We start from the raw sequence: 20503 nt of genomic DNA, 5'->3' as shown, positions 1-20503 counted from the left end.
AAAAAAACCCCCCCTTTTTTTTTTGGGGGGCGGGGGGGTGGGCCGGGCCCGCCGCAACGTCAACAAGGAGCAAGACCGTGAACATCGATCTATCGGGCAAGACCGCTATCGTCAGCGCATCCACGGCGGGCATCGGGCTTGCGATCGCCACCGGCATTGCCGCGTCAGGCGCGCAGACCATTATCAACGGACGCAAGCAGGAAGCGGTGGACCGCGCGATCGAGACGATCCGCAAGACCGCGCCGCAAGCGAAATTGCAGGGCTTCGCGGGCGACCTCGGCACGCTGGAAGGTTGCGACGCGTTGGCGAAAGCCATACCGCAGGCGGATATCCTGGTGAACAACCTCGGCGTCTTCGGACCCGGCGACATCTTCACCACTGAAGACGACGATTGGGAGCGCTACTTTCAGGTCAACGTGATGTCGGGCGTGCGGCTCACGCGCCACTACCTGAAAGGGATGATGGAGCGCAAATGGGGCCGCGTGGTGTTCATCTCGTCCGAGTCGGCATTGAATATTCCGCCGGATATGCTCGCCTATGGTTTTTCGAAGACCGCGCAATTGAGCATCGCGCGCGGCATCGCCAAACAAGCGGCCGGCAGTGGCGTGACAGTGAATGCCGTGCTGCCCGGACCGACCCTGTCTGACGGCTTCCGTTCGATGGTCGAAGACACCGCGAAAGAGCAAGGTAAAACCGTCGAACAGGTCGCCGCGGAGTTCGTCCGCGAGCACCGAAGCAGTTCGATCATCCAGCGCGCGGCCACCACCGAGGAAGTGGCGAACATGGTCGTCTACGTCTGCTCGCCGCAGGCCTCGGCGACGACCGGCGCGGCGCTGCGCGTCGATGGCGGCGTGATCGATACGATTGCGTAACGTTGCCGCTTTTCTAACGGACGACGGGCGGCATGGCCGCCCGTCTTCACGTCACGTCATGGCCGCAATCTTCACAACGCGTACTGCGCGATGCCGTTGCCGAACGACCAGTTCTCCTTCAGCACCTCGACGAGATTGATGAATACATCCTCGCGTCGCAGCCCGGGCGATTCCCCCAGTTCGTCCGCCATACGCTTGTACAGCGCCTTTTTCATCTCGAGCGTGCGCGTGTTGTTCAGCGTGATCTGAATGATCACGAGATCATCGCTTCGCTGCACGTTCAGATACTGATCGTCGTACACAAAATTGCCGGCCTCATGCTCGGTGATCAGCATGAAGATGTCGTCCTTCGGCACGTTGAAGGTGTCCACCAGCGAACGCTGGATGCTCTGCGTCACCGCCTTCCGGTATTCGGCGGACTTGCCTGCGCGCAATGCGATTCGTGTGAGCGGCATGATGAAACTCCTTGGCTGCGGTTGATTGGGTAAACACAGCTTAGGCGCACTCAGTCATAATAAACAGACATCATTGATGATTTCATCTATATCCATCGAAAATGAAAGTTCTCGATCTCGACGCGGTTCGAGCGTTCGTTCTGGTCGCCGACCTGCGTAGCTTCACGCGTGCGGCAGATGCGCTCGACACGACCCAATCGGCCGTCAGCCTCAAGCTCAAGCGGCTGGAAGCCCATCTGGGCAAGCAATTGCTCGAGCGTACGCCGCGTGTGGTGCGCCTGTCCGCGGACGGCAATGCGTTCCTCAGCGCCGCGCGCGACCTGCTGAATGCGCATGAACGCGCGCTGGGGTCGCTATCGGTCGAGCGCCGGCGGCTCGCGTTGGGGCTCAGCGAGCATGTCGCGGGACCGGACTTGCCGCTCCTGCTCGGCAGGCTCAATGCGCACGATCCGGGGCTGGTGATCGAATTGCATCTGGGCATGTCCGCCGCGCTGCTCGCGCAATTCGACGAACGCCGCCTCGACGCGGTGATCGTCCGCTATGGCGCCGACGAACCGCCACGCGACGACGCCCAGGTGCTCTTTAGCGAACCGCTCGGCTGGCTCGCCACGCCGGCGTGGTTGCCGCGAGTCGGCGAGCCATTGGCGCTGGCGCTGTTGAGCCCGCCGTGCAACGTGCGCGACGTCGCACTGCGAGCGCTCGCGCAGGCGGGCGTTGGCTGGCAGGAAGTATTCGTCGGCGGCGGCGTGGCGGCCGTCGGCGCGGCCGTGGCGGCGGGCCTGGCGGTGTCGCCGCTGGCGCGCCGCGTGGCGCCACGCGGCCTGATCGACGTCGGCGCGCGGCTCGGTTTGCCGGCGCTGCCGGAATCGCGCGTCACGCTGCATTCGCGGGTTAGGGACGAGCGGTCGGCGGAGACCTTGCGGCTGGTGACCAACGGGTTGGCGATGCAATGACAAAACGACTCACCGCCTTCCCCCGCGGATAAACTTCGCCGCCTTTCGCTTAAGCTAGAAAAGTTATCCCTTTCAAAGTAGATCCGTGGACCTCGACCCCCGACAAACCGCCGCCGTCCGCGCGGTCATCGAAACCGGCAGCTTCGAGCAGGCCGCTGTGCGGCTGAATCTCACGTCGTCGGCGGTATCGCAGCGTGTGCGGGCGCTCGAAACACGGCTGGGCAACCCACTGATCGTGCGCACGCGGCCGTGCCGTGCGACGCAGATGGGCCAGCGTCTGCTGCAATATCTGCGGCGCGCCGCCCTGCTCGAAGACGATTTCGCCAGCGATCTTGCACGTGCCGACGAAGCGCTGCTCAGCGTCGCCGCCGCCGTCAATGCGGACACGCTGTCGACGTGGTTTTTCCCCGCCCTCTCCGACATCCTGCTGCAAGAAAACGTGCTGCTCGACCTGACCGTCGACGACCAGGACCACACGCACGCCCTGCTCGCCTCCGGCCTCGCGATCGGCTGCATCACCACCGAACCGGCGCCCATGCGCGGCTGCTTCGCCGAACGGCTCGGCGCCATGCGCTACCGGCTGGTGGCGTCGGCGGCATTCGTGCAGCGATGGTTTCCGAATGGCTTGACGCGCGAAAGCGCGCGGCGCGCGCCGGTGATCCTGTCCTCACGCAAGGACGCGTTGCAGGCGCGTTTTCTCGAGACGCGTTTCGGCCTGCCGCCGGAAGCCTATCCCTGTCACTACGTGCCCGCGCCGGTCCCGCGTTACATGGCGATCCAGCGCGGCCTGGCGTACGGCATGGTGCCCGAACTGGAATTCGGCGATGCGTTAGAGCGCGGCGATCTGATCGACCTGGCGCCGAAGCAGCCCAGCGACGTCGAGTTGTACTGGCACGCGTGGAAGGTCCAGTCGCCGCGCCTGGAAAAGCTGTCGGCGCGCATCGTCGAACTTGGGCGCACCGCGTTGGGGGCGCCAGGCAGCAAACCGAAGCGCAAACGCGCGGCTTGACCGCGGATCAGTGAAGAATCGGCGGCAGCGAACCGCTGCTGGCCGTGGCGGGATTGCTCGTGGCGTTCGCCGGATTGGCTTGAACGTTTGCGGACGGCGCCGGCACATTCACGTGGGATGCAGCCGGTTTCGCCGCGCCGGTTTTCGCCGCGACCTTAGCCGTTTGCGGGTTAGCCTGACGAGCCGGGACCACCAGATTCGCGTGCACGACCTTGCCCTGCCTCGGTTGGGTCTGGACGAACTGCGCGTGCGGCTTTTTACTCTGCGCCATCACGGCCGCTTTCGATTGGGTTTTGCCTCCATGCGTCGCGCTGATCCCGCTCTTCGCGGCGCCCTTGGCCGCCACCTTCTTCACGCTGGCATGCGCCGCCGGCTTGTTGGCATGTCCCGTCGTCGCTGTCACGTGCTTCGAAGCGGCCTTCGACGCTGTCTTCGAACCGGCGCTAGACTTGACCTTCTTGCCCGGCTTCGTGACATGCCCGCTCGCCTCTGGCGGATTCCATACTTCGGCATAACCCGCGGCCATGGCCGCGCCCGACACACACCACACGGCAAGCGCCGCTCCTGCTGCAACTGCTCGAACGCCCATCTCCTGCTTCTCCTGATCTTCGACTTTATGACGAGCCCGGATTATATTCTCTTGCAAAAATCCACATTTAGACTAATATCAATTCCAAGTACAAATTAGGACTTACCCGCTCATGGCTCACGCTGCCCGTGCCACCCAGCCCGAAGCGCCGATTCGTCGGCCGGTTTCGGAACCCACGCTAACGGAAATGTCCGCGGCGGGTCTACGCGCGTTCTTCAAAATCGCGCACGACTGGGACCTGAACGCGGAAGAACAGATCGTGCTGCTCGGCTCGCCGGGCCGCTCCACCTACTTCAAATGGAAGTCGGCGCCTGAAACGGCCCGCCTCGGGCGCGACACGCTAGAGCGCCTGTCACTGCTGCTCGGCATCTATAAAGCGCTGCAAATCCTGTTGCCGCAAGCCAGTGCCGCCGACACCTGGATCAAACGTCCCAACAGCGCGCCGCCGTTCGGCGGCCGCCGCGCGCTGGACCGCATGCTGGCGGGCAACATCAGCGACCTCGTGGCCGTGCGCCAGTATCTGGACGCAATGCGAGGCGGCTGGGCGTGACACAACCGCATTGGCAGGACCGCTGGCGCACGGCGCCGCTCGATTGGTCGCCCGCGTATCGCGTGATTCCGACGCGCTTTCCCGCCGTCAATCTGTTCGACCGGGTCGCTTCGCCGGAAGATTTCGACGCCCTCTACGCGCTCGAAGCCATGACCAACGACCGTCTGCGCACCGAAGTCGGCGAGCTCGATCTGGTGCCCCGCGAAGAACGCCGTTTCGGACCAGGCTACGGGCCGATCATGGCAGCGTTGACCCATCTGAATCCGCTCGGCAGCCGTTTCTCGGACGGCACATACGGCGTGTTCTATTGCGCGCGCTCACGCGCCACCGCGATCGCCGAAACGCGTTATCACACAGGGAAATTTCTGGAAGCGACGGCCGAGCCGCCCATGCGCCAGCAGATGCGTCTTTACACCGTCGCCGCGCAAGGCAGCGTGGTGGACATTCGCGGCGACGCTTCGGTGGATCTCGCGGTGCTGTCGCCGGATGACTATCTGGCCGGACAGTCTCTCGGCCGGGCCATCCGCGAGGGAGGTGCGCCGGGTATCGTGTATCCGTCGGTACGGGATGACGGCGGCGAGTGCCTCGCCGCGTTCAAAACGACGCTGCTGCGCGACTGCCATCACGCGGCGTATCTGGAATACAACTGGAATGGCACGAGCGTGGATATGGTGTTCGAACTCAGCCAGGTCGGCTGATCGCGCGGCCTAAATGGACTGCGCGTGGCCTGCGCGCGCAGTCGCCAACGCCGCCGTCAAGGCAGCGCCAGCGCCGCCGCGCCTTCCGCGCGGGCCTCTTCGGTCGAGACGGACCAGCGCCGCAACGCCAGCGGCTCCACGATCGTGAGCTTGCCGCCCGGCCCGAAAGCACCGGTGTCGATGAACACCTGTGAGCCGACCTGCTTGATGTCGCGCATCGGCGTGTGGCCGCAATAGGTCAGCGAGAGACCGCGCTGCCGCTGCGGATCGCCGTTGCCCAACGCCAGGTCGCGGCCCCACAGCAATCGCTGGCGGGTGTCGGCGGAGAAATTCCCCGCGTCGAGCTCCGCATCCGAGCCGAAGAATTCGGCATGCAGAATATTGAAGCGCTCCTTGCCGCTGCCGACCACGCGCGCAAGCGGCAACCCGCGCACGATTTCTGCGTAATGCTGCAAGCGTTCGTCGGATAGCTGCGCCGCCCAGATGCCGCCGATTCCGTACCACCATTGACGCCGCAAGCGTCCGTCGGCCACCGCGCACAGCGTGTCTTCGTGATTGCCGAGCACGGCGAAAAACCACGGCTTGTCGAGCAGCGCCAGAGCCAGTTCGGAATTCTCGCCACGATCCACCAGATCGCCGACCGAGAAGAGCCGGTCGCGCTCCGGGTCGAACGTGATCACGCGCAGCAGATAGCGCAATGCATCGACGCAGCCATGCAGATCCCCGACCACGAAGTCGCGGCCGCTCCGGTTGGCCGGGTGATGCTGGACGGAATTGACGAGTACGGTAGCCATGCGTTCATGATAATGCGGCATCCGCAATGCGTATGCGCGCTGCCTATCGTTTCTTGGCGCCGTGGAGGGCGAGAATGACGAAAATCAACGCAAAAGCGCCATGTTTCCGGCAGGCCTTACCGGAAACACGCCGTCTGCGCGGTCACTATTGCTGAGTTCGCAATTTGCCGATCTGATCAGCCGTCACGGTCGATTGGGGATTGCCGAACTGTCTGGTCACATAGTTGGTGATGGCGGCCACCTGGTCGTCGGTGAGCTGGCTGGCGAATGCGGGCATCAACACGTCCGCCTGTTTCGTCGTACGGGTGACGCCGTGCAGGATCACCATCGCCAGATTGTTGGCGTCGCTCGCACCCACCACGGAGTTGTGAATCAGCGACGGATACGCACCCGGCGCGCTCGCGCCCACGCCTTGGCCCGTCCAGCTATGGCAGCTTGCACAATTGGCGACGAACAGTTGCGCACCGTTCACGGCGTGGACGGCGGTGCCGCGCAGCGCCGTGACGTCGTCGGCGGGATTGCCCCATTGGTCGCGCGGGCGTGATTCGCCGCCGCTGATCGGCGGCACCGCGCGCAGATACGCGACGATCGAGCCGAGATCCTCGCGCGTCAGATATTGCGTGCTGTCGGCTACCACCTCAGCCATCGGACCGGCCGCATTGGCACGGCCCGGCGCCGCGCCGGTCGACAGATACGACACCAGTTCGTCGTCGCTCCAGTTACCCACGCCGCTGTTCTTGTCCGACGTGATGTTGTACGCGTGCCAGCCGGCCTGCACCGCGCCGGAGAAACGCGAACTCGTCTTCAAGCCCTGCGTGAAATTGCGCGGCGTATGGCATTCCTCGCAATGCGCGAGCCCTTGCACCAGATACGCACCGCGATTCCACTCGGCGCTTTGCTTGGGATCGGGCACGAAGCGGCCCTCGGTGAAATTGAACAGGTTCCAGAACACCATCAGCCAGCGCTGATTGAATGGGAATTTCAGGCTGTTGCCGGGCGGCGTGTAGTGGATCGGCGTGAGCGTGTTCAGATACGCGCGAATCGCCAGCACGTCCTGGTCGGTGACCTTGGTGTACTCCGCATAAGGGAAGGCCGGATACAGGCGCTCGCCGCCTTTGCCGATGCCCTCATGCATGGCGCGCAGAAAATCGACGTCGCTCCATTGGCCGATGCCGGTGTCCGGATCGGGCGTGATGTTCGGCGTCACGATGGTGCCGAACGGTGTGTTGATCGGCAGCCCGCCCGCGAAGGGCCGCGCTTTGTCCGCCGTGTGGCACGCCACGCAATCGCCGGCGCGGGCGAGGTATTCGCCGCGCTTGACCAGGTCGGCGCCGGCCGCCGTCACCGGCAAGGCCGCGCCGCTGATCGCTTGCGAGGCGTCGTCGGCGCGGGCCTGCGTGATCGGCAGTTCGTCGTTACGTTGCGTGTCGGGGCCGTGCGCCTCATACCAGGCGACGTACAGCGCGAACAGCGAAAAAATCGCGGCCAGCGTCGCGACTCTGAGGTGGCGGCGGCGGGCGTTCCGCGCAAGCGCCTCGAGCGGCTGCACGCGAGAGGTGTTCTTCGTCATTGTGGCTCTCCGTTCACGCTCAGATTTCACGCTTGAGCTTGTCGGCCAGCTTCAGCGACAAGGCCGCGATCGTCAGCGTGCAATTCACCGAGGCCGCGGTCGGCATCACGCCGCTGCTGGCGATGAACAGATTGGAGTGGTCATGCGTGCGGCAGTCCGCATCGACGACCGAATCCGCCGGATCGCTGCCCATGATCGTGGTGCCCATGATGTGATTGTTCGGCGCGAAGGTGTCGTCGAAGGTGACCTCGGCGCCGCCGAACAGCGCGGCGATTTGCGCATACAGTTCGTGCGTATTGGCCGCGCTTTTCTTCACGTAGTCGTTGATCGAGTAGTAGATTTCCGGCTGCGGAATGCCGAGCGCATCCTTGTGATCCGCCGACGGCACCACGCGGTTCTGCGGCTCCGCCAGGTGCTCATGGAAGCTGTTGATATTCAGCGTGCGCGCCGCGCGGTCGCGTATCTGCCGGTCGAGTTCGGCGCCGGTCAGGCCTTTTTTCAGGAGATCGGCGGTCACGCTCATCGTGGGCACGCCGTTCGAGAGATGCAGCTTCTTCGCGGCGTAGTCGGAACGGAACGCGCCATCCCGGAAGTTGACAATCGACGTCATCTCCATCGGTCCGCGTCCAGGCCACAGCGGTTCATTGGCGAGGAACGCGACGCCCGTGCCCGGATGATCCATCAGGTTGCGGCCCACCTGATCGGAACTGTTGCCGACGCCGTGCGGGAATTTATCGGACGTCGACATCAGCATCAGCTTCGGCGTTTCGATGCCGTTCGCGGCGAGCACGAACAGTTTGCCGCTCACGCGCGTGCTGTTGCCGTTCGGGTCCTTGTAGTGGACCGCGGTGATCAGCCCTTTATTGTCCGCTTCGACGCGATACACCACCGCTTCGGGAATCAGTTTCGCGCCGGCCTGTTCGGCTTTCTCCGCATGCACGACGCCGTTGTACATCGCGGCGATCGGGCAGATCGGCATGCAGTTGTTGTTGCCGCAGCAGGTGGGCCGCGCGTCGTACGGACGGCTGTTGCGGGCCACCGGCTCGGGCACGACCTTGAAGCCTTGCGCATTGAGCACGTCGCTGAAACGCTGATCCATGTACGAGAGCGGAAGCTGGCTCATCGGATACGGTTTCGAGCGCGGCGAGCCGAGATCGATCGAACTGCCGGGACCCGACACGCCGAGCTGCACTTCAGCCGCCGAATACCACGGCTCCAGCGTTTCATACGGATAAGGCCAGTCGCGTCCCACGCCGTACAGCTTGTGCAACTGGAAGTCCGACGGCAACAGCCGCCATGCGGCCGCCGCCCAATGCCAGGTGGTGCCGCCCACCAGCCGCAGGTACTGCGAGCTATACGGATAGTCGCCTTTCTGGATCAGATAATTGTTGGCGGGCGCGTACTCGGGATGCGGCGCATAAGGCGTGGATGGATACGGCGTCGCGAAGTCCGACTTGACCGGCGAGTTGCGGAAGTTCTCGACGATCTGCCAACGCGGAATGCGCGGCCCGGCTTCGAGCAGAATCACCGACGCGCCGGCCAGCGCCATCTGATGCGCGACCAGTCCGCCCGCCACGCCCGAACCGACTACGACGATGTCGGCGGAATTTGAGTTTGCCATTGTTGCCCTCTTGTGCAGAGCACTTATCTTTGTTTGCGTTGATTGCTGTACTCGCGTGCCGCCACTGCGCCGAATGACTCAATCGAACAATGCGGCACGCGCGAGACGAACATCGCTCACGCGCTCAACGGTTTCTTCGTCCAGTAGAACGGCACGTCCCGGCAATAGGACGGAATCGTGAGCACGTCCTTGACGGGCTCGAACATCAACGCTTTTTCATAAGCAACCACGTCCACATGCGGCATGTCGCCGACAAGGCCGAGATACCACGCGCGCATGATCGCGCTCACGGATTTCGCGAGCGCGGGCTGGTCGACTTGCAAAGCCTGCGTGACGGTATCCGACGGTACGCCGCCATGACCTTGCAGCCATGTGTTGAGCGCGGCGACGTTCTGCGTGAACTGACTGTCGGATTTGGCGAGGGCGTCGTAGACGCGTTTGCCGAGCGGGGCGTCGAAGCCCGTACGGCCGGTGAGACGCTGCGAGAGTGCAAGGAATGCGTCGAGCCCGCCGCCCGCGGGCGTATCGGCAAACGCCGGGGCGATCCATGAGAGCGAGCGGCCGGCGCCGGCAAACGCGAGCGCCGCGGCTGCGGCGCATGCACCGAGCACCCACGCTCTGCGCGAGGCGGACGACGACAACTCTGCTGGATGCGTCACTTCGTGGTGCGCATCATTGTTGTTGGGTACATCTGTCATGGGGACTCCAGATGGTGAGTGATTCTCAACTTGCCTCGCGACCCTGGCGTGATGCCATTCGCGCGTGGCGTCGATCTCTACCCCAAACCTGGCCTAAGCGCCGCTTGAGCGGTCTTTTGTGAGCCCGCACGCACCCAGTGCGAGCTGAGCTACGTGGTGCTGATGACATCCGTATGAAACCGCATGCACGGCATGGCATGCGCGGCAAAAAAAAGCCGTGCCGCCTGCCAATCGCCTTTCAACTGAAAGCGCCGCGCAAGGGCGTTGCGAAAGACTATAGCCTGTGACCCGCCCATTCGACAAATGGTGGTCCAGGCGCGGGTAGAATCCGCGACAGCGAGAGCCCCACACCCTACATTCCATGCTCACAAAATACTATCCACAGGTTCTTCGCAATCGACCGCGCATGCTGGTCGGCCTTGCGCTCGGCATCATCGCCGCGCTGGCCGTGCCCGCCCACACACGCCCGATGGTCCGCGTGTTGGCCGGTTGGGACGCGGCCATCTGGAGCTATCTGGCGATGATCTGGGTGCACATGGCCGTTGCCGACGAAGGCCGCGTGCGCGAATTCGCCCGTCGCGACGACGAGAACGCCGGCGTGGTGCTGATGGTGATCTGCGTGGCGACCATTGCGAGCATTGCCGCCATCGTGCTGGAACTGGCCTCGGCCAAGGGGACAGCCGGCGCCTCCACCGTCTGGCACTACGCGCTGACGGGGCTCACGATGTTCGGCGCATGGTTCTTGATCCCGACCATCTTCACGCTGCACTACGCGCGGATTTACTACGACACCGACGCAAAGGAAACGCCGCTGCTATTTCCCGACCATGCGCTCCAGCCGGACTACTGGGATTTCCTGTATTTCTCGTTCACGATCGCCGTAGCGTCGCAAACCTCTGACGTGGTGCTGCGCTCGCGTTCGATTCGCCGCGCCGCGCTCGCGCAATCCGTCCTGTCGTTCTACTTCAACGTGGCGGTGCTGGGTTTGTGCGTGAACATCGCGGCGGGCTTGCTCGGTTCTTCGTAATACTGTCGACACAAAGCCTCTCACGAATACCCTCGCCGAATGACACTCCGCCTTTTGCGGGCATCGCCCCGACCCTGACGCGCCACGTGTAAATCCCGGACCGCGGCCGCCCGTTTTACACGCGGCGGCCGTCCGTGCAACGCGTCTTGGCGCCTCGCGCCTTCTTTCGCACTTGCCTCCGAAGCTTGCTGCAGTGCGTACGCTCACCCCTCCATCGCTGCCGTCCGAGCCGCACTGGCACAGCGTTTGCTGCGTCTTCCGAATCGATCTGGCCGGCCCGTGCAATCGACGCCTGGCGTCAAAGCACCCTTTACTGGCCAGCGGCGTGACGATCTTTGCACTACATTGACCAGTACGCGCCTTCGCTTGACGCATCGCGCGGTATCCGGCTCTGGAAGCCCAATGAGCGCTGTGATCGCATGCCACTTGCATCCACACCGCAGCAGGACGAATCTGGAAACGATCGATGGAACCTCGAAACGGGTACGCGCCGCGGATTTACTTTTTTCATTCACTTCTGGTTGGGCCGCTCGATGCATGGCCTGCGCAGTTCGCGCATGCAGCCGCGCTGGGCTTCGATCACGCGCTGATCGGCAGCCTCTTCGCGCCTGGACGAGCCGGCCACGGACAGGTGGTCGGCAACCACGCCCGCCTGCATCCGGTATTCGAGACCCAGCAGCCCGCCAGCGAGGCGATACGCACGCTCGCGAGCGCCGCCAGTCAGAACGGCCTGACCTTGCTGGTCGATCTCGTGATCGACCGGATGGCCGCCGATGGCGCGCTGTACGCCGAACATGCCGACTGGTTCCACCCATTCGAGTCTGAAGAGGCGCGGCTCGACCCCCGCCACGTGCATCGCGAGGACAACGTCGCGTATGCCAACTTCAACGACGCCGGCAGCAGCGCCGCGTTAGTCGGCTGGTGGACGCAGCAGTTGCTGGCGCTCGCCGAGGCGGGCGTGGGCGGCTTCCGGTTCGATTCGCCGCATCGCGTGCCGGCCGCCGTCTGGCGGCAATTGGGCGACGCGGTCCGCGCCAAGCATCCCGAGGTGCGTTTTCTCGCCGCCACGCCCGGCCTCGCTCGCGGCGATCTGCTCGGCCTGCAAGGCGCCGGCTTCGACAGCGTGTTCTCGTCGGTGCGCTGGTGGGACTTTCGCGCAAGCTGGATGGTCGAGGAACATGCCGCGCTCGCGCGCATCGGCGCGCCGATCGCGTTTCCCGAAGCGCCTTACGGCACCCGTCTCGCCGCCGAGTTGAGCGATTCGCACGACGCCGCCATCGTCGAGCGGGCCTACCGGCGCGCGTTGTTCACGTCGGCCGCCATCGGCACGGGCTGGATGATGCCGATGGGTTTCGAATACGGCATCACCGAGCCGATGTCGCAAACGCGCGGCGATGCCTCGCAGTTCGCCCTCGCGGTCCAGGCGAAGCATTTCGATCTCTCGGAACGCATCACGCACGCCAACCAGGTGTCGCGCAATACGAAGACGCTGCACGCCAACGGTGAATTGCGCCCGCTCAGCGGGCCCGGCGCACCCGCGGCGGTGTTGCTGCGCGCCGACCAGCCCGACCTGCGCGAGGCCGACGAAGCGATCCTGATCGCGATCAATCCCGAACTCGGCGCACCGGTACGCGTCGATCCCGCGCGCTTCCTCGCGGGCGTGCCGGGCAATTTCACACGCTTCGTGCCGCTCGATGCGCCCGCCAGCGCCTCGCCCGTCACGCTGACATCGTTCACGCTCGCGCCCGGCGCGGTCGGACTGTTCCGCGCGGTCACGGAGAAGCCGATCCGTCTCGCGCCACCCATCGACAAGGCGAACAGCAAGCGCAGCGGCCGCAAGACCGTGATCGAGGCGCTGAGCGCGCCGCGCGTGGCGATCGAGAGCGTGACGCCTTCGGTCGACAACGGCCGCTTCGCGGCCAAGCGCAGCGTGGGCGAACGCGCCGAAATCACCGCCGCGATCTTCGCCGAAGGTCACGACAAGATCGCCGCCGCCGTGATCTGGCGCGCCGCCGACGAAACCGCCTGGCACGAAGTGTTGATGGAACCGGCCCAACCCGCCGGCCTCGACATCTGGAAGGCGCGCATTCCGCTCGAACGCCTCGGCCGGCACGAATTCACCGTGATCGCCTGGCGCGACGACTTCGCTTCGCTGGTCGAGCACGTCCAGAAGAAGCTGAAGGCGGGACAGACCGTCGAACTCGAACTGGACGAGGCGTCGCATCTGTTCGCACTGGTGCTCGCCGAGGTCGAAACCGCGGAAGGCGCGGTCACCGAACCGCTCGAACATATCGTCAAGGTGTTCACCAAGGCCGACCCGGAAACCAAGCTCGCGCTGCTGCTCGCGCCGACCACCGCGAAAGCGATGACCGCCGCGCGCCACCGGCCGTTCCTGAGCCGCGATCCGGTCATCTACAAGATCGACGCCGACCGCACCGCCGCGCGCTTCGCCAGCTGGTACGAAATCTTCCCGCGGTCGATGAGCGACGACGAATCGCGCCACGGCACCTTCGCCGATGTCACGACGAAGCTGCCGCGCATTCGCGACATGGGCTTCGACGTGCTGTATTTCCCGCCGATTCACCCCATCGGCGTGGCGAATCGCAAAGGCCGCAATAACACGCTGAACGCGCAGCCGGGCGACGTCGGCAGTCCGTATGCGATCGGCGGGGTCGAAGGCGGGCACACAGCCGTGCATCCGCAACTCGGCACGCTCGACGACTTCAAGACGATGCTTGCCGCCGCGCACGCGCATGGCCTCGAAATCGCGCTCGACTTCGCGGTGCAATGCTCGCCGGATCACCCGTGGCTCAAGGAGCATCCGACGTGGTTCGCGTGGCGCCCCGACGGCACGCTGCGCTACGCGGAGAATCCGCCGAAGAAGTATCAGGACATCGTCAATCCCGACTTCTATGCGCACGACGCCAAGCCCGATTTATGGCTCGCGCTGCGCGACGTGTTCCTGTTCTGGATCGAAGCGGGCGTGCATATTTTCCGCATCGACAATCCGCACACCAAGCCGCTGCCGTTCTGGGAGTGGGTGATCGGCGATATCCGCGCGCGCTATCCCGACACGATCTTCCTCGCCGAAGCCTTCACGCGGCCGCGCATGATGAACCGGCTCGGCAAGATCGGCTTCTCGCAGTCGTACACGTACTTCACGTGGCGGGAATCCAAGCGCGACTTCATCGAGTACATGACCGAACTCACGCAAACCGGCGCGCGTGATTCGTACCGGCCGAACTTCTTCGTCAATACGCCGGATATCAACCCACGGCACCTGCAATCGCAAGGGCGCACGGGCTTTCTGATTCGCGCCGCGCTCGCCTCGACGCTGGCCGGTTTGTGGGGCGTGTACAGCGGTTTCGAGCTATGCGAGGCCGCCGCGTTGCCGAACAGCGAGGAATATCTCGACTCCGAGAAGTACCAGTTGCGCGCGTGGGACTGGAACCGGCCCGGCAACATCGTCGGCGAGATCACTGCGCTGAACCGGATTCGCCGTGCGAACCCGGCGCTGCAAACGCATCTCGGACTGACGTTCCTGCCCGCGCACAACGATCACATCCTATTCTTCGAGAAGGCGACCGAATCGCGCGACAACGTGATCCTCGTCGCGATCAATCTCGACCCGTTCAACGAACAGGGCGCGGATATCGAATTGTCGTGGGAGACTTTCCAGAAATGGAATCTGCACGACCATGGCCCGCTGGAAGTCACCGACCAGATGACCGGCGCGCGCTTCGAATGGCACGGCCGCTGGCAGCACGTCCAGCTCGGGTCGGGCCAGCCGTTCTCGATCTGGCGCATCGCGCCGCTCGGCGGCCTGCCCGCCGAACGGCCGGATGAAGCCGACAGCGACTATCACGCAGACGCTGGCAACCCAACCTCAACGGAAGGTGCGACATGAAGCGTGACGACCCGGCTCAAAGCACGACACAGTCACCGGTGGGCAATGCCCCTGGCAACACGGCCAAGCCGCGCACGAATCGGCGCGGCAAACCGGCGGCCTTGAGCGACGATCCGCTCTGGTACAAAGACGCGATCATTTATCAGGTGCACATCAAGTCGTTCTTCGATGCGAACAACGACGGCGTCGGCGATTTTCCCGGCCTGATCGCGAAGCTCGACTACATTGCCGAGCTCGGCGTGAACGCGATCTGGCTGCTGCCGTTCTATCCATCGCCGCGGCGCGACGACGGCTACGACATCGCCGACTACCGCAACGTGCACCCCGACTACGGTCAGATCGCCGACGTGAAGCGCTTCATTCAGGAAGCACACGCACGCGGCATTCGCGTGATCACAGAACTGGTGATCAACCACACGTCGGATCAGCACCCGTGGTTTCAGCGCGCGCGCCGCGCGAAGCCGGGTTCGAATCACCGCAACTACTACGTGTGGTCCAACACCGATCAGAAATACCAGGAAACGCGGATCATCTTTATCGACTCGGAGCCGTCCAACTGGACGCACGATCCCGTGGCGGGCGCGTATTACTGGCACCGTTTTTACTCGCATCAGCCCGACCTGAATTTCGACAATCCGGCCGTGCTGAAGGAAGTGCTGCAGGTCATGCGCTTCTGGCTCGATATGGGCATCGACGGGCTACGGCTCGACGCGGTGCCATATCTGGTGGAACGTGAGGGCACGAACAACGAGAATCTGCCGGAAACGCACGAGGTGCTCAAGAAAATTCGCGCCACCATCGACGCCGAGTATCCGAACCGGATGCTGCTCGCCGAAGCCAACCAGTGGCCGGAAGACGTGAAGGAATACTTCGGCGATGAAGACGAATGCCACATGGCATTCCACTTTCCGCTGATGCCGCGCATCTACATGTCGATAGCGAGCGAAGATCGCTTCCCGATCACCGACATCATGCGGCAAACGCCGGACCTCGCCGAAACGAACCAGTGGGCGATTTTCCTGCGCAATCACGACGAATTGACGCTGGAGATGGTCACGGATTCCGAGCGTGACTATTTGTGGAACACCTACGCGAGCGATCGCCGCGCGCGGTTGAATCTCGGCATTCGCCGCCGCCTCGCGCCGCTGATGGAGCGCGACCGCCGCCGTATCGAACTGATCAATTCGCTGCTGCTCTCCATGCCGGGCACGCCCGTGATCTATTACGGAGACGAACTGGGCATGGGCGACAACATCCACCTCGGCGATCGCGACGGTGTGCGCACGCCGATGCAGTGGTCGTCGGATCGCAACGGCGGATTTTCGCGCGCCGATCCTGAGCAACTGGTGCTGCCGCCGGTCATGGGTTCACTGTACGGTTTCGACGCGGTGAATGTGGAAGCACAAAGCCGCGACCCGCATTCGCTGCTGAACTGGACCCGGCGCATGCTCGCCACGCGCCGCGCGAAACAGACGTTCGGGCGCGGCACGATCCGTTTCCTGAAGCCGGAAAACCGCAAGATCCTCGCGTATCTGCGCGAACTGCCGGGCGAGCCGCCGATCCTGTGCGTGGCGAATCTGTCGCGCGCGCCGCAAGCGGTGGAGCTCGATCTGTCCGAGTTCAACGGCTCGGTGCCGATCGAAATGACCGCCGATTCCGTGTTCCCCGCCATCGGCCAACTGACGTATCTGTTGACGTTCCCGCCGTACGGCTTCCTGTGGTTCCTCCTGTGTGAGGGCAGCCAGCGTCCGACGTGGGCACAGGCCCATTCGGAGTCGCTGCCGGAATTCGTCACGATCGTGATCCGCGAAGGCCAGGTCGGTCCGACGCCGGAGAACGTACGCCTGCTCGAATCGGAAGTGCTGCCTTCGTGGCTGAGCCGGCGCCGCTGGTTTGCGTCGAAGGATCAGAAGCTCAATGCGGTGCGGCTCGCGGCGTTGACCACGATTCCGCACGGCGGTTTCGCCTTCACCGAAATCGAGGCGGACGTAGGTGGTCACACCGAACGCTACGTGGTGCCGATCGCCATCACGTGGGGCGGCGAAACGACTTTCCCGTTGTTCAAGCAACTGGCCTTCGCGCGCGTGCGGCGCGGCCGCAACGTGGGACATCTGACGGACGCCTTTGCGTTGCCGATCTTCGCGCATGGCGTGATGCGCAAGCTGCGCGAACGCGCCGTGGTGCCGACCGTGCAGAAGAGCGAAATCAAGTTTCTGCCGACTGAGCGTTTCGCCGAACTCGAGGGGCTCGGCGAGCGGCCGGAGATCCGCTGGCTCGCGGCGGAACAGAGCAACAGTTCGTTGATCATCGCCGATGCGGTCGTGCTGAAACTGGTGCGCCGCCTCGTGAGCGGCGTCCATCCGGAAGCCGAAATCAGTCGGTACCTGACGCAATTGGGTTACGCGAATACCGCGCCGCTATATGGCGAAGTGGTGCGCGTCGATCCCGAAGGCGTGCCGCATACGCTGTGTATTCTGCAAGGCTATATCGAGAATCAGGGCGACGCGTGGAACTGGTCGCTCGACTATCTGCGCCGCTCCGTGGACGAACTCGCGATCGCCGTCGATACCGAATCGCAATCGGCGTCGGACCGCACCAACGAGGCGATTCTGGTGGAAGGCTACAGCACGTTGGCCGGCATCATCGGCAGACGGCTGGGCGAATTGCACGTGACGCTCGCCTCGCCGACGGACGACCCGGCGTTCGCGCCGGAACCCGCCAGCGCGGAGCAGGTGAAGGCATGGGTGGACGGCACGCAGGCGATGCTCGCCAGCGCGCTCGATCTGCTCGCGCCGCGCATCGAGCAGATGAGCGATCCGGAAACCAAGGCGCTGGCGCAAAGCCTGATCGACCGTCGCAAGGAACTGGTGGCCGTCGTCGACAAGCTGGTTTCCGCCGACGCGGGCGCGCTGCGCATTCGCATTCACGGCGACTTCCACCTCGGCCAGGTGCTGGTCGCGCAAGGCGACGCGTATCTGATCGACTTCGAAGGCGAGCCGGCACGCACGCTCGAAGAACGTCGTCAGAAGTCGAGCCCGCTGCGTGACGTGGCTGGCCTGATGCGCTCGCTGTCGTACGCAAGCGCCGCTGCGCAGTCCACCACGGAGGCCGCGCCGCAACAGACCGCCGATCGCAAGCGCACGCTGTTCGACCGTTTCCGCGCGTATGCCACCGAGACGTTCCTCAGCGAGTACCGCGCGGCTGCCGCGCAAGCGTCGACGCCGCTCGTCGCGCCCGAAGCCGAACAGGCCTTGCTCGATCTGTTCCTGATCGAAAAAGCCGCCTACGAAATCCGTTATGAAGCGGCCAACCGCCCGACGTGGCTCAGCTTGCCGGTACGCGGCCTCGCCGCGCTCGCCAGCCGTTTGCTCGGCGACACCGGCGCACACGGCCACGATTCTTCAACCCAGGCGCCAGGCGCCGCCACGCCGCCTAACCCGGCCGAGGGCGACTATGAGTGAGCATGATCCGGCCGTAGGCCTTCAACCGCTCGAGATCGACGCGCTCGTCGAAGCGCGCCACCCCGATCCTTTCTCACAGCTCGGGCTGCATCAGACGAACGCGGGGCCGGTGGTGCGCGCACTGTTGCCGAACGCCGCGCACGTCAGCGTGATTTCCCGCGCCGACGGTGCGTTGCTCGGCGAGCTCGAACAGTTGCGGCCGGGCCTCTTTGCAGGCCGCGTCACGGCCGCGGCGCCGTACCGTTTGCGCATCGACTGGCATGGCGTGGTGCAGGAAATCGAGGACACATATTCGTTCGGTCCGGTTCTCGGCGACGAGCCGCTCGGCCGGCTCGCCGGCGGCGATCCGTACGCGGTGCTCGAATGCCTCGGCGCCCATCCGATGGAATTCCACGGCGTGCCGGGTGTGCGCTTCGCCGTGTGGGCGCCGAACGCGCGGCGCGTTTCGGTGGTGGGCGACTTCAATGCGTGGGACGGCCGCCGTCATCCGATGCGGCTGCGGCATCAGGCCGGCGTGTGGGAATTGTTCGTGCCGCGCGTCGGTCCAGGCACGCGCTACAAATACGAGCTGCTCTCGCGCGACGGTCATCCGCTGCCCCTGAAGGCCGATCCGTGCGCGATGCAAACGGAAAAGCCGCCGGGCACCGCGTCGATCGTTGCGCATGTCGACGAAATCGAGCAGTTTCCGTGGACCGATCACGAATGGATCCAGTCACGCGCCAGCAAGCAGACGCCGCGCTCGCCAATCTCGATCTACGAAGCGCATGCAGAGTCCTGGCTGCGCGTCGCGGAACAAGGTCAGCGCGGACTCGACTGGGATGAACTCGCGGAGCGGATGATTCCGTACGTGAAAAGCATGGGCTTCACTCACGTGGAGTTCATGCCGATTGCGGAGCATCCGTTCGGCGGATCGTGGGGCTATCAGCCGCTTGGGCAGTTCGCGCCGTCGGCGCGCTTCGGCAAACCCGAACAGTTCGCAAGATTCGTCGACAAGGCGCACGAAGCCGGACTCGGCGTGATTCTCGACTGGGTGCCGGCGCACTTTCCGAACGACGCGCACGGCCTGATCGACTTCGACGGCACGCCGCTCTACGAGCACGCCGACCCGCGCGAAGGCTATCACCAGGATTGGAACACGATGATCTACAACCTCGGCCGCAACGAGGTGAGCGCGTTCCTGGTCGCGTCAGGGCTGGCGTGGTTGAAGCGCTATCACGTCGACGGGTTGCGCGTGGATGCGGTTGCATCGATGCTGTACCGCGACTATTCGCGCGCCGCTGGTGAGTGGGTGCCGAACATTTACGGCGGCCGCGAGAACCTCGAATCGATTGCGTTCCTCAAGCGCCTGAATCACGAAGTCGGCTACGTGCCGGGCGCGCCGGGCGCGATCACGATCGCCGAGGAATCGACCGCGTGGCCAGGCGTGACGGCGCGCGTCGAAGACGGTGGCCTCGGTTTCCAGTTCAAGTGGAACATGGGCTGGATGCACGACACGCTGCACTACATGGAAGAAGATCCGGTCTACCGCCAATACCATCACCACATGCTGACGTTCGGCATGGTGTACGCGTATTCGGAGCGCTTCGTGCTGCCGCTCTCGCACGATGAAGTGGTGCACGGCAAGGGGTCGCTGCTCGGCAAGATGCCCGGCGACAGGTGGCAGAAGTTCGCCAACCTGCGCGCGTACTTCGGTTTCATGTGGACGCATCCGGGCAAGAAGCTGCTGTTCATGGGCGGCGAATTCGGCCAGATGGCGGAGTTCGATCACGATACGTCGCCGCATTGGCATCTGCTCGACGATTCGAACCATCACGGCGTGCAGAAGCTGGTGCGCGACCTGAACCGGCTGTACAGCGAAGAGCCCGCGCTGTATCTGCTCGATTGCGAGCCGGGCGGCTTCGAATGGCTGATCGGCGACGACAGCGGCAACAGCGTGTTCGCCTATCGCCGCACCGATGGCGCGGGCCGCGAACTCGTCGTAGTGTGCAATATGACGCCGGTGCCGCGGGTGGGTTACCGGATCGGCATGCCGCGCGGCGGACGCTGGTCGGAAGTGCTCAATACGGACGCCGGCGTGTATGGCGGCTCGAACATGGGCAACGGCGGCGTGATTCACACCGACTCCCAATCGAGCCATGGCTGGCCACATTCCGCTTCACTGACGCTGCCGCCGCTTGCGACGATCGTATTGCGCGCGGATTGATGGAGGTGCTGTGAAGCGAGCGCGCGGCGTGCGAAATCTTCGCGCCGCGCGCTCGTTGCATGAAGACCCACGACAGCGTTCAACAATCAGAACAAG

General features: G+C 64.3%; 15 protein-coding genes. 9 read left to right on the top strand and 6 right to left on the bottom strand.

The genetic code is table 11. The features are described 5' to 3' along the window. Positions 1-77: 77 nt before the first annotated feature. Positions 78-872, top strand: a complete 795-nt coding sequence (locus P0D80_RS15555; protein ID WP_408181638.1) for an SDR family NAD(P)-dependent oxidoreductase — start codon at positions 78-80, stop codon at positions 870-872. Positions 873-943: 71 nt separating this feature from the next. Here P0D80_RS15555 and P0D80_RS15550 read toward each other — a convergent pair whose 3' ends face one another. Further along, on the bottom strand, positions 944-1327 hold the full coding sequence (locus P0D80_RS15550) for a tautomerase family protein (RefSeq protein WP_408285056.1): 384 nt from the start codon (positions 1325-1327) through the stop codon (positions 944-946). Between the two features lie 101 nt (positions 1328-1428). Here P0D80_RS15550 and P0D80_RS15545 point away from each other — a divergent pair, with 101 nt between their 5' ends. Both P0D80_RS15545 and P0D80_RS15540 read left to right on the top strand, forming a co-directional pair. Then, positions 1429-2280, top strand: a complete 852-nt coding sequence (locus tag P0D80_RS15545) for a LysR family transcriptional regulator (protein WP_408285053.1) — start codon at positions 1429-1431, stop codon at positions 2278-2280. 85 nt (positions 2281-2365) lie between these two features. Then, positions 2366-3289, top strand: a complete 924-nt coding sequence (locus tag P0D80_RS15540) for an HTH-type transcriptional regulator ArgP (protein ID WP_408285051.1) — start codon at positions 2366-2368, stop codon at positions 3287-3289. A gap of 7 nt (positions 3290-3296) precedes the next feature. On the opposite strand, the gene P0D80_RS15535 is transcribed toward P0D80_RS15540, so the two are convergent. After that, positions 3297-3878, bottom strand: coding sequence for a hypothetical protein (locus P0D80_RS15535; protein WP_408285049.1), 582 nt, complete (start codon positions 3876-3878; stop codon positions 3297-3299). A gap of 112 nt (positions 3879-3990) precedes the next feature. Here P0D80_RS15535 and P0D80_RS15530 point away from each other — a divergent pair, with 112 nt between their 5' ends. Both P0D80_RS15530 and P0D80_RS15525 read left to right on the top strand, forming a co-directional pair. Next, a complete protein-coding gene (locus tag P0D80_RS15530; protein WP_132383684.1) occupies positions 3991-4428 on the top strand; it encodes an MbcA/ParS/Xre antitoxin family protein in 438 nt (145 codons plus the stop codon). Next, a complete protein-coding gene (locus P0D80_RS15525) occupies positions 4425-5126 on the top strand; it encodes an RES family NAD+ phosphorylase (protein WP_408285045.1) in 702 nt (233 codons plus the stop codon). The genes P0D80_RS15530 and P0D80_RS15525 overlap by 4 nt, the downstream gene beginning before the upstream one ends. Before the next feature lie 56 nt (positions 5127-5182). Here P0D80_RS15525 and P0D80_RS15520 read toward each other — a convergent pair whose 3' ends face one another. From P0D80_RS15520 to P0D80_RS15505, 4 genes are all read right to left on the bottom strand, one after another. Continuing rightward, complete coding sequence (locus P0D80_RS15520; RefSeq protein ID WP_408181650.1) at positions 5183-5920, bottom strand: metallophosphoesterase; 738 nt, start codon at positions 5918-5920, stop codon at positions 5183-5185. A 145-nt stretch (positions 5921-6065) separates the two neighbouring features. After that, positions 6066-7490 (bottom strand): c-type cytochrome, encoded by a 1425-nt coding sequence (locus P0D80_RS15515; protein ID WP_408285042.1) that lies wholly within the window; start codon positions 7488-7490, stop codon positions 6066-6068. 19 nt (positions 7491-7509) lie between these two features. After that, complete coding sequence (locus P0D80_RS15510; protein WP_132383676.1) at positions 7510-9111, bottom strand: GMC family oxidoreductase; 1602 nt, start codon at positions 9109-9111, stop codon at positions 7510-7512. A gap of 116 nt (positions 9112-9227) precedes the next feature. After that, entirely contained in the window at positions 9228-9809 is a 582-nt protein-coding gene (locus P0D80_RS15505; RefSeq protein WP_408181656.1) for a sugar dehydrogenase complex small subunit, read from the bottom strand. 361 nt (positions 9810-10170) lie between these two features. Between P0D80_RS15505 and P0D80_RS15500 the strand changes: the two genes are divergently transcribed. The 4 genes from P0D80_RS15500 to glgB all read left to right on the top strand — a co-directional run bounded on the left by P0D80_RS15500 (position 10171) and on the right by glgB (position 20407). Continuing rightward, positions 10171-10836 carry a DUF1345 domain-containing protein gene (locus tag P0D80_RS15500; RefSeq protein ID WP_408181657.1) on the top strand — a complete coding sequence of 222 codons (666 nt, stop codon included), beginning with the start codon at positions 10171-10173 and terminating at the stop codon, positions 10834-10836. Between the two features lie 466 nt (positions 10837-11302). Further along, the gene (locus P0D80_RS15495; RefSeq protein WP_408285037.1) at positions 11303-14743 is read left to right on the top strand and encodes an alpha-1,4-glucan--maltose-1-phosphate maltosyltransferase; all 3441 of its coding nucleotides are present in this window, start codon (positions 11303-11305) and stop codon (positions 14741-14743) included. After that, the gene (gene treS / locus P0D80_RS15490) at positions 14740-18204 is read left to right on the top strand and encodes a maltose alpha-D-glucosyltransferase (RefSeq protein WP_408285034.1); all 3465 of its coding nucleotides are present in this window, start codon (positions 14740-14742) and stop codon (positions 18202-18204) included. Before P0D80_RS15495 ends, treS begins: the two co-directional genes overlap by 4 nt. Beyond that, positions 18197-20407 (top strand): 1,4-alpha-glucan branching protein GlgB, encoded by a 2211-nt coding sequence (gene glgB, locus P0D80_RS15485; RefSeq protein ID WP_132383666.1) that lies wholly within the window; start codon positions 18197-18199, stop codon positions 20405-20407. The genes treS and glgB overlap by 8 nt, the downstream gene beginning before the upstream one ends. Positions 20408-20503: the final 96 nt, after the last annotated feature.

It is taken from the genome of Paraburkholderia sp. RL17-373-BIF-A (assembly GCF_046030175.1).
In the GTDB taxonomy this organism is placed as follows: domain Bacteria; phylum Pseudomonadota; class Gammaproteobacteria; order Burkholderiales; family Burkholderiaceae; genus Paraburkholderia.
The sequence above is the reverse complement of the archived record's forward strand: the minus strand, read 5'-3'. Positions and strand labels throughout refer to the sequence as shown.